Here is a 13,294-nt window from a genome sequence, read left to right on the forward strand (position 1 = left end):
GGGGATGACCCGCTCGCCGTGGATGAACGCTGGCGCGTCCGGAGGCAGGACAGGCTCCACCGCGTCCAGGATGTCTCCAAAGTTCCAGCCCATCGTCTCACTCCAAGCCGTCGTCCGTCGTCTTGCTCCCGGCGCCGCAGGGGCAGGAAAGGGGCTCTCAGGGCTCCGGCGACACCTGGATCAGCAGCTTGCCGTCATGGTTGCCGGTGAACAGCCGCTGCAGCGAATCCATGGCGCCTTCCAGTCCCTGGTCGACGTGGACCTTCCACTTCAGCTTGCCCTCGGCCACCCACGGCGCCAGCTCGGCCATCGCCTCGCCGGCACGCGGCAGGAAGTCGGTGACGATGAAGCCGCGGATGTTGATCCGGTGCATCAGCACGCGGGCGAAGTCGGTGGGCCCGGACGGACGATCGGGGTCGTTGTACGTGGAGATCAAGCCGCAGAGGGGCATGCGCGCATAGTTGTTCAGCCGATTGAACACGGCGTCCATGATATCGCCGCCGACGTTCTCGAAGTTGACGTCGATGCCCTTCGGGCAAAGACGGTCCAACGCCGCGCCCACGTCCTCGTTCTTGTAGTCGATGGCGCCGTCGAACCCGAGTTCGCCGGTCAGCCAGTCGCACTTGGCCTTGCCGCCGGCGATCCCGATCACCCGGGCGCCCTTCAGCTTGGCGATCTGACCGGCGATGGAGCCGACGGCGCCCGCGGCGGCGGAGACCACCACGGTCTCCCCCGGCTGCGGCTTGCCGATGTCGCACATGCCGAACCAGGCCGTCAGGCCCGTGCCGCCCAGCACGCTCATGTTCGCCGTCAGCGGAACGCCGGGCATCTGGCGGACGGGGAACACCATCGCCGCGTCGGCGACCACGTGGCTGGTCCAGCCCCCCATCCCGGGGTTGACGACATCGCCCTGCTTGAACTTGTCGGACCGCGACTGCACCACCACGCCCATGGAGCCGCCACGCATCGTGTCGCCGATCTCCACGGGCGGCATGTACTGGTCTTGGTCGCTCATCCAGATGCGGTTGGTGGGGTCCAGGGACAGGTAGAGCGTCCGCACCAGCACCTCGCCATCGTTCAGATCACGGATCGGCTCTTCCACGAGCTCGAGGTCCCCCGGCTGGATTTCACCGACGGGCCGGCGGCGCAGCACCCAGCGCTTCAAAGTGGCCATGTGATCTTCGTCTCCCCTGGTGCGCGTTGTCCCCGCGCGGCGGCCTTACCGTGCCCGCGGCGAGGCGAAGGGGCAAGCGCGGGACGAACCCCCTTGCCCAGAGGGCCGCAGAATCCTTAGAACGCACTATAACTTTAGGGAGGAGGCATGGACGACGCATCCGATCGCCTCGCCGCGGCAGAGACCGCCCTCGCGACCGCGCTCCAGGGCGTTGTCGGTCGGCTGTACGGAGCTGGCGCGCAGATCAAGGCGCTCCAACGGCTTTCCGGGGGCGCCATGCAGGAACTGTGGGCCTTCGACGTCCCCACCGGCGATGGCGTGCGCGAGCTGATCCTGCGGCGCAGCCCCGGCGGCGTGGCAAAGCGGCAGGTCCCGGGGACCGGCATGGAGATGGAGGCGAGGGTGCTGAGGCTGGCCGTCGCCGCGGGCGTCCCGGCTCCCCGGGTCGAGTACGCCATGACCCCGTCGGACGGGCTTGGATCCGCCTATATCATGGAGCGCATTCCCGGAGAGACCCTGGCGCCCCGGATCCTGCGCGGGCCGGAGTATGCGCAAGCCCGGACCCGGCTCGCCTTTCAGCTGGGCGCGGCGGCGGCAAAGATCCATCGGATCGACGTGGACGCGGCGGGCGACCTGAACCGCGCCACACCGGCAGAATCTGTGGCGTCCGCCTATGAGCGCTACAGGGCGCTGGGCATGGACCGGCCGGTCTTCGAGTGGGCGTTCCGTTGGTTCCGCGATCACATCCCCTCTGCCGATTTCAAGCCGAGCGTCGTCCACGGCGACCTGCGGACGGGAAACATCATCGTCGGGCCCGAGGGCCTGCGGTCCGTCCTCGACTGGGAGGCAACGCACGTCGGAGACCCGATGGAGGACCTGGCGTGGCTCTGCATCCCGCCGTGGCGCTTCGGCGAGCTCGACAAGCCGGCCGGCGGCGTCGGCACGCGCGAGGAGCTATTCGCTGGGTATGAGGCCGAGTCGGGCCAGAAGGTCGATCCCGAGCGCGTCAGGTTCTGGGAGGCTTTCGGAAGCCTTCGGTGGGGTTTGGCCACTGCGCTGATGGCGCGCGACTTCCAGGCCGGCGACCGCTCGGTCGAGCGCGCCGCGATCGGCCGCCGTACGTCGGAGAACGAGATCGACCTGTTGGCGATCCTTGCGCCGGAGGGCCGCGCGCATGCGTGAACAACCCACAGCGGTCGAGCTCCTCGACATCGTGGCCGAGTTCCTGCGCGCGGAGGTCCTTCCCGCGCTGAGCGGCCGTACCGCCTTCCACACCCGGGTGGCGGCCAACGTCCTCGACATGGTGCGCCGCGAGGTCGCCCTGGGGCCGGGGGCCCTGGTGGGTGAGGCCGAGCGACTGCGCAGCCTGCTCGGCAGCGACGGCGACGTCGCGGACCTGAACCACGAACTCTGCGAGCGGATCGCCGGTGGCGACGTCGACCTGTTCGACGCCGATCTGCTGGACCACCTCTGGAAAACGACGATCGACACCGTCGCTATCGACCAGCCCAAATACGCGACCTACCGGCGGGCAACAGCCGGCGAACCTGGAGACGCCTGATGGACTTCAAGCTGCCGCAAGATCTCGTCGACTACCTCGCCGAGCTGGATCGCTTCATCGAGGCCGAGATCAAGCCGCTCGAGGCCCAGGACGACAACGCTCGATTCTTCGATCATCGCCGGGAATGGGCGCGCACCGACTTCGACAAGGACGGCCTGCCGCGGCCCGAATGGGAAGAGCTGATGCGCGAGGCCAAGCGCCGGGCCGACAAGGCGGGCCACCTGCGGTTTGCGCTGCCGAACGAGTTCGGCGGCAAGGATGGCTCCAACCTCTGGATGACCGTGATCCGCGAGCATCTGGCGGCCAAGGGCCTGGGGCTGCACTACGACCAGCAGACGGAACACTCGATCGTCGCCAACAATCCCTTCGTGGTGATGTTCCGCGACTTCGGCACCCAGGCGCAGAAGGAGGAGTTCATCCCCGGCCTGCTCGATTTCACCCGCCGGGTGACCTTCGGGCTCACCGAACCGCACCATGGCTCGGACGCCACCCACATGGAATCCCGCGCCGTTCCCGAGGCCCGAAACGGCGTCCCGGGCTTCCGCATCGATGGCGAAAAGATGTGGACGACCGGCATGCACACCGCGACCCACTGCGCCCTCTTCGCCCGCACGAGCGGCAACGACGGCGACGCCAAGGGCATCACCTGCTTCCTAGTCCCCACGAGCGACGAGGGGGTGAAGATCGAAGAGTGGATGTGGACGTTCAACATGCCCACCGACCACCCGCGGGTCAGCTTTTCCGACATCTGGGTGCCGGAGAGCGCACTGTTCGGCCCGCCCGAAGGCGGCCTGGCGCTGGCCCAGTCCTTCGTGCACGAGAATCGTATCCGCCAGGCCGCAGGATCCCTCGGCGCCGCCGTCTACTGCATCGAGGAAAGCATCAAGTACGCCCGCGCCCGGCAGCCGTTCGGCAAGTCCCTTTCGGAGAACCAGGCCATCCAGTGGCCGATCGTCGAGCTTTCCACCCAATGCGAGATGCTGCGCCTGCTGATCCGCAAGACCGCCTGGGAAATGGACCAGATGCCTCACGTTGAGGTCGAGCGGGTGCTCTCCGACAAGGTCTCGATGTGCAATTACTGGGCGAACCGGCTCTGCTGCGAGGCGGCGGACCGGGCGATGCAGATCCACGGCGGCATCGGCTATTCGCGCCACAAGGCGTTCGAGCACATCTACCGCCACCACCGCCGCTACCGGATCACCGAGGGCACCGAAGAGATCCAGATGCGCAAGGTGGCCGCCTACCTCTTCGGCTACATGGGTCCCCGCAAGGAAGAGCTGTCGAAGATCACCTGGGCGGACGTCGACTACCGCAACGGACAGGCCTCGCGGCCGGCGGCGCTCAGGTGACGGGCCGCACGGTTTATCCCAAGACAACAGCGACGGCCGGCAAGGGCCGCGGACGGAGGAAATCATGACGGCGCATCACATCCGCTACGAGCTGGACGGCGAGGGCATCGCGACCATCACCATCGACCGGCCCGAGAAACGCAACGCCATGACCTACGCCATGCTGCGGGCGTTCAACGAGGCCATCGCGAAGGCCGCGACGGACCCCGTGGCTCGTGTCGTGATCCTGACCGGCGTCGATGGCGCGTTCTGCGCCGGCACCGACCTGTCCGACCTCCAGGACACCCCCACCGACGAGCGCGGCTCCCGCGGCGGGGCGGGCAGCACCGCGCGCCCGGAGCCCTGGCCGCTGCTGCGCTGTCCCAAGCCGGTGATCGGCGCCATCGACGGATTCGCGATGGGCATGGGCGCGGAATTCACCAGCATGTGCGACGTGCGGATCATCACCAACCGCGCGAAGTTCGGCTGGGTGTTCGCCCAGCGCGGCCTGGTGCCCGACACGGGGGCGGGGAGCTGGCTGCTGCCGCGACTGATCGGGCCCCAGCGGGCGCTACGGCTGCTCTACAGCGCCGGCCTGCTGGAATCCGAGGAGGCGCTAGCCATCGGCTATGCGGCCGAGGTGGTGGCGCCCGAGGCGCTGCAGGAGGCGGCCCGCGCCGAGGCGCGACGGTACCTGAAGACCTCGCCCTTCGCCGTGGCCCGTATCAAGGAGCTGGTCTGGCAGGGCCTGGAGCGCGACGTGGCCACGCACATGACGCACCATCTCAAGGCCATGGCCGAGTGCTTCGCCTCCGAGGATCACAAGGAAGGCGTGGCGAGCTTCCTCGAGCGGCGCCCGGCGCAGTTCGTCGGGCGCTGACGGCAGGCCCCAGCCCGCGTTCACGGTCGGTCAGGATCACGCCGTCGCTACCGACGGAAGTGGCGCGGCCATGAACGCGGCGCGCTCCGCCGGGCTCATGTGCAGGCCGAGCTTGGTGCGTCTCCAGAGGACGTCCTCGGGTTCGCGGGCCCACTCCTGCTCTACGAGGTAACGCACTTCGCGCCCGGTGAGGCCGGCGCCGTGGTCCTCTCCGAGATCGCTCCAGGCCGTGGCGCCCGCCAGGACCGCGTCGATGCGCGAACCATAGGCATGGCACATGCGGCTCAGCGTCGGCTCGGCGAGCCAGGGGTAGCGATCGGCCGCCTGGCCCCGGAATCGTTCGAAGCCGCCGCCAGGCAGGTCACCGCCAGGCAGCCGAGCATCCGCCGTCCAGGGTCCGGCTTCGAACCCCAGCGGGCCCTGCAGCTTCTCCAGGGCGTGCTCGGCCAGCCGCCGAAATGTGGTGATCTTGCCGCCGTAGATGGTCAGCAACGGCGGCGCGCCGGCCTCAGAGTCTACGTCCAGCACGTAGTCGCGGGTCACCGCGGAGGCGTCATCCTCGCCGTCATCGAACAGCGGCCGGACCCCGGCGTAGGCCCAGGCGACGTCGGCGGGGGTCGGCGGCTTCTCGAAGTAGTCCCCCAGGGTGCGGCAGAGGTAGCCTATCTCCTCCGCCGAGGCGTCGACGTGAGCGGGATCACCGTCGTAGGGGACGTCCGTGGTGCCCACCAGGGTGAAGCGGCCCTGATAGGGAATGGCGAAGACCACCCGACCATCGGCGCCCTGAAGCGTGTAGGCCTGCTCGCCCGGGTACATCCTCGGCACGACGATGTGGCTGCCCTTGACCAGCTTGACCGAGTTGCCTGTGGCCGCGACGCCGGTCAGGCCCCGGACGGTCTCCACCCACGGGCCCGCGGCGTTCACCAGCGCGCGAGCGGTCACGGTCTGGCGTTCGCCGCCGCGGCGCTCCAGGACACAGCGCCAGACGCCGGCGTCGCGCCGCGCCTGCGTGAGCGCCGTGCGGGTGAGGATGCGCGCCCCGCGCTCCGCAGCGTCCACCGCCAGCAGCGCCACCAGCCGTGAATCGTCCACCGCGGCATCGGAATATTCGAACCCGCGACGATACTGCGGCTTCAGGCCCTCGCCCGTCGGATCGGTCTCCAGGTTGACCCGCCGGGTCCCTGGCAGGCTCCGGCGGCCGCCCAGGTGGTCGTACAGCAGCAGCCCGGCCCGCAGCATCCAGCCGGGCCGCAGGCCCGCGTGGTGCGGCAGAACGAAGCGTAAGGGGTGCAGGATGTGCGGCGCCGAGCGCAGGAGCACCTCCCGCTCGGCCAGCGCCTCGCGCACCAGCCGGAACTCGTAGTGCTCCAGATAGCGCAGGCCGCCGTGGATCAGCTTGGAACTGGAGGACGACGTCCAGGCGGCAAGGTCGTCCTGCTCGCACAATACCACCGACACGCCACGCCCGGCGGCGTCGCGGGCAACGCCGGTCCCGTTGACGCCACCGCCCGCGATCAGCAGGTCGACTGGCTCTTCGTACATGTGCTCGCCAAGCTGGCCGATCCCTGCCCTCGGCTTCAAGCGATCGAGGCTTGTGACCGTTCCCGGAGCCTCGCCTCGGGAAGGGGTTTTCCCCTGCTGGTCGGGGGGGAAAGAGTGGTCGGAGTGGCAGGATTTGAACCTGCGACCCCCGCGTCCCGAACGCGGTGCTCTACCAGACTGAGCCACACTCCGACGGCAAGGAAGCGGCTCTATAGAGGACGGCGCCCGGCCCGGCAAGCGGACCCTGGGACAGTGGCGTCACCCTCGCGTCGAGGGGGCGTTGCATCGGCCGGTCCGCTGCGCTATTTCCCGCGCCTCCGAGGGGCCCGGCTCCGTCGGGATCGTTCCTGCTGGGGAATGGTGTAATGGTAACACTGCGGTTTTTGGTACCGTCATTCTAGGTTCGAGTCCTAGTTCCCCAGCCACGGTCCTTCGCGGCGCCAGCGCGGACCATCGACCGGCGGCAGTGCTGGAATTCCACCCAGGGTAGCTGCGACAGCCCGTCACACGGGAATCCACTTAGGTAATCGCCCCGGATTTCCAGACCCCGAATCACTGTGGTTCTTGATCGTTAACCATAGTGAAGGCGGCTGAAGAACGGGTCTTCACCGCCTCCAGGGGGAGCGGACCAAGTGGGCGGCAAGGTTCTGATCATCGACGACGACGTGGCGCTGCTGCGGCTGATGTCGATGGCGTTCCAGCGCGCTGGCTTCACCACGGTCGCGGCCGACAACGGGCGCGCGGGCATCCGCATGGCCGGCGCCCATCGCCCCGACCTGGTCGTCACCGACATCGTCATGCCGGACATGGAAGGCATCGGCGCCATCCGCGCGATCAAGGGCGCGAAGCGCCCGCCCAAGGTGATCGCCATCTCCGGCGCCGGCAGGGGCCGAGGCACGGACTACCTGACCTGGGCCAAGCACCTGGGCGCCGACGAGGTGCTCGCCAAGCCGTTCCGGATGTCCGAGCTGCTCAAGATTTCACAGTCCGTGATCGCGTCCAAACCCGCTTCCATCACCGCCGCCACAGTCGAATAGAGGGACAACCGCCATGCACATCCTGCTCGTCGAAGACAACGACTCCACCGCCAAGCAACTGGAGCTGGTGCTGGGCCGCGAGGGCCACAACGTGTCGATCACCGCCTCCGGGGAAGAGGCCGTCGAACTGGCCGGGCTCTATGACTACGACGCCATCGTGCTTGACCTGGACCTAGAGGACATCTCGGGCCTGGAGGCGCTGCGTAGCCTGCGGATGAAGAAGCTCTCGACCCCGGTGATCATCCTGACGGGCGAGGCGGAATCTGAAATCAAGATCCAGGCGCTGGGCTCCGGCGCCGACGACTACATCACCAAGCCCTTCCATCGCGGCGAGCTCGTCGCCCGCATCGCCGCGGTGGTGCGCCGTTCCCGCGGCCAGGCGGAATCAATCATCCGCACCGGCAAGATCGCGCTCAACCTCAGCACCCGCCAGGTCGAGGTCGACGGCAATGCGATCCACTTGACGCCCAGTGAGTACAAGATGCTGGAACTGCTCTCGCTCAGGAAGAACACCGTCCTGACCAAGGAACAGTGCCTGAACCACCTCTACAACGGCCTCTCCGAGCCCGAGATCAAGATCATCGACGTCTTCATCTGCAAGCTCCGCAAGAAGATCTCCGCGGCCTCGGGCGGCGACGCCCTGATCGAGACCGTCTGGGGCGGCGGCTACATGCTGCGCGACAACCGGCCCGCCGCGGCCTCTCCGGCGACGCCGCGCCTGGCCGCCTGACCCCCCTGCAGTCGCCAACGATCGCGGCCGTCCGCAAGGGCGGCCGCAGTCATGTCGGCAGTACTCCAGGAGTGCGGCAAGAGGCCGCTCGGGATTCCCGTAGGTATTTATCTCGGGGTGATTCCCGGTCCCGCGCATGGTCTTGCTTACCTCGGCCACATTCTGGCCACAGGCGCGACAAGGAGGCGCCACACCATGGCTTTCGATGGTTGCGCAGACCCGAAGGTTTTGCCGGCTCAGGACGCGGAGGCGCGCCTCGCGGCGCTGCATCGCCAAGCCGGCGCTCTGGTGCATGATTTCAACAACTTGCTGACGGTGATCCTCAACGCCAATGCCGCCCTGGCGGAAGATCTGGCGCAGGGCGACCCCGGTCATGACCTGATCCAGGTGAGCCAGGCCGCGGCCGAACAGGGCGCGGTCCTCGTGGCCCGCCTGATGGACCTTTCGCAGGGCAGCGACACCGCGCCGATGGACTGCGCCGAAGCGGTGGCCGCCACCGCGCGCCGCGCCCGCCTGGCGGCTCCGCGCAATGTCACCGTGGAGGTGCGCCTGACAGACGCCCCGCTGCTCACCGTCGCGGACGCTGCCGGCCTGGAATCGGCGCTCCTGAACCTCTGCGTCAACGCCAGCCACGCCATGCCGGCCGGCGGCACGATCATGCTGGCCGCCCAGCGCTGGACGCTCAGCGCGCCGGAGAGCGCCCAGCTGGCGGTCCCGGCGGGCCGCTACGTCGTGGTGTCCGTGGCCGACGACGGCGTGGGCATGCCGCCTGAGGTCCTGAAGCAGGCCATGGAACCGTTCTTCACCACCCGCCGCAACCGTGGTGGCACGGGCCTCGGTCTCGCCAGCGTGCGCGACTTCGCCCAGGGCTGTGGCGGCGCGTTCGTGCTGACTTCGCGTGAAGGCCGCGGGACCACGGCGCGCCTCTACCTGCCGGCGCTCTGAGCCCGCCTCAGGCCGCCCCGGCGGTGATAGTCGTTCTGATCAATTCCGACAGGCTGTCGGCGCGCATCTTCGACATCACGTTGGCGCGGTAGATCTCCACCGTGCGCGGGCTGATCGCCAGCTTGGCGGCGATCAGCTTGTTGCTGGCCCCCTCCATGATCAGGTCCAGCACCTGGCGCTCGCGGGCCGTCAGGCTCTCCATCCGGCGCTGCAGGCGCACGCGGTCGGCTCCGGCCTCGACCGCGGCGTCGTTCTGCTCGAGGCCGGCCCGCACCGCGCGGAGGATCTGTTCGCTCTCGTAGGGCTTTTCCAGGAAGTCGGTGGCCCCCGCCTTCATGGCGTCTACGGCCCGGCTGACGTCGGCGTGCCCGGTAATGACAATCACTGGTAGTATGCAGCCCGCGGCCTTCAGCGCCCTGATAAGCTCCACCCCGTCCATGCTGGGCATGCGCAGATCGGTGATCACGCAGCCGCGCGCCTCGGGATCGAACTGAGCCATGAAGTCGTGGGCGGAGATGTAGCCCTTGGGCGTCAGCCCATCGGACCTGAGCAGCATGACGAGCGAATCCAGCGCCGCCGCATCATCGTCGACGACGAACACTGTTCGATCCGCTGGCAATGTGCCCATTGTTACCTGCCCGCGCCAATACAAAACAAAATGCGGCGCCACCTAGGCGACTGGGTTCAGCCCAAATCCGTCCCTTGTGATTTTCGACTATAGCACTCGAAATGGAGAGGCCTAGCCCCATGCCCTCGGGCTTTGTGCTGGCCAACGGCTGAAAGAGCCGCTCTGCCACGCTGGGGTCTATGCCGGGACCACTATCCTCGACAGTCGTGACCATGCCGCTATCAGCATCGGGTCTGGTCGAAATGTTGACCTGACGGTTCGGGTACTTCGTTACAGCTTCGATGGCGTTCCGGGCCAAGTTAACCACAAGCTGCTGAATCTGAATGCGGTCGGCCATCACCGTGTCTTCGCCTTTGTGGAGGTCGTAGACGATGCGGACGGCCGCTTCCCGCGCCATGATCGAGACAATGAAGTCCACCTCGCCGATAATGGCCGAGAGGCTCTCCGGTTTCTGAAGCGCCCCGCCCCGCGTCGCAAGGTCGCGCATGGTGCGGATGATTTCCCCGGCGCGCACAGCCTGGTCGCCCGCCCGCGCCACTGCGTCGATCAAGTCGTCATCGTCCAGCTCCATTCGGGCGATGAGATTTCGCGCGGCGCGCAGGTAGTTTGTGACTGCCGACAACGGCTGGTTGAGTTCGTGCGCCAGCACTGAGGCCATCTCGCCCATGGAGTTGAGGCTCCAAAGCTGGGTGAGCTGGGCGCGCAGCTCCTCCGAGCGCCGCTCCGCCTCCTGGATCGAGGATAGGTCGCGCACGACGATGGTCAGGAAGCGCCGCCCGCCAATGCGTGCTTCGCCGATCCGCAGTTCCATCGGGAACGAGTCCCCGTGCTGGTTCAGGCCCATGACCTGCCGGGACGAGCCGCTGACTTCGACCTCGGCCTCGCCGCCACCTAGGGCGACAGCCTCGCCCGGCGGCATCAGGCTGGAGAAATTGCGGCCCAAGACCTCGCTCGCCGTCCAGCCGAACAGCCGCTCGGCGGCGTCGCTGAAGCTCTGGATCTGGCCCAGGTCGTCAACCACCACCAAGGCGTCGGCCACCACCGCCAAGCTGGCTTGCAGGAGCGCCTCGCGGTCAGCTTGGGCGGTCGCAGCCCGCGCCGCCGCGTCCCGTTGCTGTCCCAGGCGTCGCATCCACGCCGCGAGGGCCACGCCGGTGACAAGGAAGATCAAGGCGCGAAGGGCGACCTCGGGCAGCGGATAGCTGAGCTGGCTCTCCGCGCCGATCGCGATCGCGGTGAGCAGCGCCGAGGCGGTCAGGATCGACCACGGCCCGCCGAACAACGCGCAGGCGACGAGCGCCATCGCGCCGAGCAGGTAGACCGAGTGGTCGAAGACCGGACGCAACAGATACTGGGCAGCCGCCACGGCCGCCGAGACGCCGATCGCAATGAACTGGCCCCGCAAGAGGCGAAAGCCGGTGTTCGAAGTCGCCAGCTCGGTTGTGTGATTCCCCGTCCACAACCCAGGCATTTATTCAACATTCCACGTCGGTCCCGTCCGACGCCATTGTTGTGCGGAAAAAACGCCCGCAAAGCAATTACGTACAACTACATAAGGAGAAGGGCGATCAACCTGCAGGTGATCTTTGCTGTAACTTTCCCCTACTTGGCGAACACCTGGGTCATGTTCCCGACAGATCAACTCCGGGCCCGTCGGGCGGATGTTCGTCTCCGCCGTTGATCGACTTCTGCATCCAGACGACATCGACCCAGCGCCCATGCTTGAACCCGAAGCTGCGGCCCACGCCCGCCGGCGCAAAGCCCAGTGAGCGATGCAGCCCGATCGAGGCCGCGTTACCGCTGTCTCCGATCACCGCCACGAGCTGGCGCACGCCGAGCGCTTCGCAAGCTGCGACCACCGCGCGCAGCACGGCCCGCCCCACGCCGCGGCCGACGGCGTCGGGAGCGACGTAGACGCTGTCCTCCAGGGTGAAGCGGTAGGCCTCCCGAGTTCGGAACGGCGCGGCATAGGCGAAGCCAAGCACCTGGCCGTCGGCTTCGGCCACCAGATAGGGCAGTCCCCGTGCGGCGACTGCAGCGCGGCGCGCCTCCATCTCGGCGGGTGACGGCGGGGTCTCCTCGAAGGTCCCGAAGCCCTCCAACACGGCATGGCCGTAGATCGCCGCCAGGGCGGCCGCGTCACCGGGTTCCGCCGCCCTGATGATCATGCGCGGGTCCAGCCCCGATCCAGGGCCCAGACCGCGAACGCGTAGTCGAGCGCGATCTCCTTCAGGAAGTCGAAGCGGCCGGAAGCTCCGCCATGGCCCGCCTCCATGTTGATCTTGAGCAGGATCGGCGCATCGCCGGTGGTGAACTCCCGCAGTTTCGCGACCCATTTCGCAGGTTCCCAATAGGTCACGCGCGGGTCAGAGAGACCGCCGGTGGCGAGGATCGGCGGGTAGGGCTGCGGACAGACGCGGTCGTAGGGGCTGTAGCTCGCGATGAGGTCGTAGGCGGCGGGATCCTCGATGGGATTGCCCCACTCGGGCCACTCCGGCGGGGTGAGCGGCAGGGTGGTGTCGCTCATGGTGTTCAGCACGTCGACGAAGGGCACCGCCGCGATGATCGCGCCCCACAGATCTGGCCGCAGGTTGGCCACCGCGCCCATCAACATGCCGCCAGCCGAGCCGCCGTAGGCCGCGATCCGGCCCTTGGTCGCATAGCGCTGCGCGACCAGGTGCTCGGCGCAGGCGATGAAGTCGCTGAAGGTGTTCGGTTTCTTGTCTTTGCGCCCATCCAGGAACCAGCCCCAGCCCTTGTCCGACCCGCCGCGGATGTGAGCGGTGGCCCAGATCCAGCCCCGGTCCACGAGGCTGAGGTTGCGGATCGAGAAGGCCGCGTCCATGGCGTGACCATAGCTGCCATAGCCGTACAGCAGCACCGGAGCCGAGCCGTCCAGCGGCGTATCCTTCAGCATCAGCAGCGTGATCGGCACTGTCTGGCCGTCGGCGGCCCGCGCCTCCAGCCGCCGCGCCACGTAGCGTGAGGGATCGTGGCCGGAGGGAATCTCCTGGGTTTTGCGCAGGGTTCGCGTCCGGGTGGCGAGGTCGTAGTCGAAGGTCTGCCGCGGCGTCGTCGGCGACTGGTAGACGAAGCGCGACAGGGTCGTCTCGTACTCGTAGCCGCCCTCCAGGTTGAGCGCGTAGGCCTCTTCGTCGAAGGCGACGATGTGCTCGGTCCCATCCCGGGCGGTCACCACCAGGCGGTCCAGCGCATTGACCCGCTCGGCGCGGACCAGATGGCCAGCGTAGGCCGCGAAGCCGGTGATGTAGCGGCCCGGTTGATGGCCGATCCAGTCGGTCCAGGTCGCCTTGGCCGGGATGGCGGCGGTCGAGATGCTGAGCTTGAAGTCCACCGCGCCGTCGTCGTTCGTCCGGATCACCCAGCGATCGCTCCAGTGGTCGAGGCTGTACTTCACCCCCACCCGCCGCGGCTCGGCCACCACCGGCTCGGCTGTCGGTGAGCCCGC

Annotated in this window: 13 protein-coding genes and 2 tRNA genes; 8 read left to right on the plus strand and 7 right to left on the minus strand. The window is 67.9% G+C overall.

All coding sequences use genetic code 11. From position 1 onward, the window contains the following. Positions 1 to 157 precede the first annotated feature (157 nt). Positions 158 to 1,174, minus strand: coding sequence for an NADP-dependent oxidoreductase (locus QZV94_RS00005; protein ID WP_293675738.1), 1,017 nt, complete (start codon positions 1,172 to 1,174; stop codon positions 158 to 160). A 147-nt stretch (positions 1,175 to 1,321) separates the two neighbouring features. On the opposite strand from QZV94_RS00005, the gene QZV94_RS00010 reads away from it, so the two are divergent. The 4 genes from QZV94_RS00010 to QZV94_RS00025 all read left to right on the plus strand — a co-directional run bounded on the left by QZV94_RS00010 (position 1,322) and on the right by QZV94_RS00025 (position 4,943). Beyond that, a complete protein-coding gene (locus QZV94_RS00010; protein ID WP_293675739.1) occupies positions 1,322 to 2,356 on the plus strand; it encodes a phosphotransferase family protein in 1,035 nt (344 codons plus the stop codon). After that, the gene (locus QZV94_RS00015; protein WP_293675740.1) at positions 2,349 to 2,735 is read left to right on the plus strand and encodes a DUF6285 domain-containing protein; all 387 of its coding nucleotides are present in this window, start codon (positions 2,349 to 2,351) and stop codon (positions 2,733 to 2,735) included. The genes QZV94_RS00010 and QZV94_RS00015 overlap by 8 nt, the downstream gene beginning before the upstream one ends. Further along, entirely contained in the window at positions 2,735 to 4,084 is a 1,350-nt protein-coding gene (locus QZV94_RS00020) for an acyl-CoA dehydrogenase family protein (protein ID WP_293675741.1), read from the plus strand. The genes QZV94_RS00015 and QZV94_RS00020 overlap by 1 nt, the downstream gene beginning before the upstream one ends. Positions 4,085 to 4,148: 64 nt before the next feature. Beyond that, positions 4,149 to 4,943 carry an enoyl-CoA hydratase-related protein gene (locus tag QZV94_RS00025; RefSeq protein WP_293675742.1) on the plus strand — a complete coding sequence of 265 codons (795 nt, stop codon included), beginning with the start codon at positions 4,149 to 4,151 and terminating at the stop codon, positions 4,941 to 4,943. Between the two features lie 36 nt (positions 4,944 to 4,979). Here QZV94_RS00025 and glpD read toward each other — a convergent pair whose 3' ends face one another. Together glpD and QZV94_RS00035 are read right to left on the minus strand one after the other, a co-directional pair. Further along, entirely contained in the window at positions 4,980 to 6,485 is a 1,506-nt protein-coding gene (glpD, locus tag QZV94_RS00030; RefSeq protein WP_293675743.1) for a glycerol-3-phosphate dehydrogenase, read from the minus strand. 115 nt (positions 6,486 to 6,600) lie between these two features. Beyond that, positions 6,601 to 6,677: transfer RNA gene (locus tag QZV94_RS00035), tRNA-Pro, on the minus strand. Between the two features lie 159 nt (positions 6,678 to 6,836). Here QZV94_RS00035 and QZV94_RS00040 point away from each other — a divergent pair. From QZV94_RS00040 to QZV94_RS00055, 4 genes are all read left to right on the plus strand, one after another. Further along, positions 6,837 to 6,910, plus strand: a tRNA-Gln gene (locus QZV94_RS00040). A gap of 207 nt (positions 6,911 to 7,117) precedes the next feature. Next, positions 7,118 to 7,522: a response regulator transcription factor gene (locus QZV94_RS00045; protein WP_293675744.1), complete on the plus strand. Its 405-nt coding sequence runs from the start codon at positions 7,118 to 7,120 to the stop codon at positions 7,520 to 7,522. Positions 7,523 to 7,535: 13 nt separating this feature from the next. Next, positions 7,536 to 8,252 (plus strand): response regulator transcription factor, encoded by a 717-nt coding sequence (locus QZV94_RS00050; protein WP_293675745.1) that lies wholly within the window; start codon positions 7,536 to 7,538, stop codon positions 8,250 to 8,252. 195 nt (positions 8,253 to 8,447) lie between these two features. Beyond that, entirely contained in the window at positions 8,448 to 9,197 is a 750-nt protein-coding gene (locus tag QZV94_RS00055; protein ID WP_293675746.1) for an ATP-binding protein, read from the plus strand. Between the two features lie 7 nt (positions 9,198 to 9,204). On the opposite strand, the gene QZV94_RS00060 is transcribed toward QZV94_RS00055, so the two are convergent. The 4 genes from QZV94_RS00060 to QZV94_RS00075 all read right to left on the minus strand — a co-directional run. Further along, a complete protein-coding gene (locus QZV94_RS00060; protein ID WP_293675747.1) occupies positions 9,205 to 9,798 on the minus strand; it encodes a response regulator in 594 nt (197 codons plus the stop codon). Then, complete coding sequence (locus QZV94_RS00065; RefSeq protein WP_293675748.1) at positions 9,779 to 11,230, minus strand: ATP-binding protein; 1,452 nt, start codon at positions 11,228 to 11,230, stop codon at positions 9,779 to 9,781. The genes QZV94_RS00060 and QZV94_RS00065 overlap by 20 nt, the downstream gene beginning before the upstream one ends. A 217-nt stretch (positions 11,231 to 11,447) precedes the next feature. Continuing rightward, positions 11,448 to 11,993, minus strand: coding sequence for a GNAT family N-acetyltransferase (locus QZV94_RS00070; RefSeq protein WP_293675749.1), 546 nt, complete (start codon positions 11,991 to 11,993; stop codon positions 11,448 to 11,450). Then, the coding region (locus tag QZV94_RS00075; RefSeq protein ID WP_293675750.1) for a prolyl oligopeptidase family serine peptidase at positions 11,990 to 13,294 on the minus strand (1,305 nt) is incomplete at its 5' end. The genes QZV94_RS00070 and QZV94_RS00075, both read right to left, overlap by 4 nt.

The organism is uncultured Phenylobacterium sp., assembly GCF_902826855.1.
Lineage (GTDB): Bacteria > Pseudomonadota > Alphaproteobacteria > Caulobacterales > Caulobacteraceae > Phenylobacterium.

What these genes read in the sequence shown, in the direction of transcription:
- QZV94_RS00005 (WP_293675738.1), bottom strand. Translation starts at nt 1,174, where the DNA reads ATGGCCACTTTGAAGCGCTGGGTGCTGCGCCGCCGGCCCGTCGGTGAA.
- QZV94_RS00010 (WP_293675739.1), top strand. Translation starts at nt 1,322, where the DNA reads ATGGACGACGCATCCGATCGCCTCGCCGCGGCAGAGACCGCCCTCGCG.
- QZV94_RS00015 (WP_293675740.1), top strand. Translation starts at nt 2,349, where the DNA reads ATGCGTGAACAACCCACAGCGGTCGAGCTCCTCGACATCGTGGCCGAG.
- QZV94_RS00020 (WP_293675741.1), top strand. Translation starts at nt 2,735, where the DNA reads ATGGACTTCAAGCTGCCGCAAGATCTCGTCGACTACCTCGCCGAGCTG.
- QZV94_RS00025 (WP_293675742.1), top strand. Translation starts at nt 4,149, where the DNA reads ATGACGGCGCATCACATCCGCTACGAGCTGGACGGCGAGGGCATCGCG.
- glpD (WP_293675743.1), bottom strand. Translation starts at nt 6,485, where the DNA reads ATGTACGAAGAGCCAGTCGACCTGCTGATCGCGGGCGGTGGCGTCAAC.
- QZV94_RS00050 (WP_293675745.1), top strand. Translation starts at nt 7,536, where the DNA reads ATGCACATCCTGCTCGTCGAAGACAACGACTCCACCGCCAAGCAACTG.
- QZV94_RS00055 (WP_293675746.1), top strand. Translation starts at nt 8,448, where the DNA reads ATGGCTTTCGATGGTTGCGCAGACCCGAAGGTTTTGCCGGCTCAGGAC.
- QZV94_RS00070 (WP_293675749.1), bottom strand. Translation starts at nt 11,993, where the DNA reads ATGATCATCAGGGCGGCGGAACCCGGTGACGCGGCCGCCCTGGCGGCG.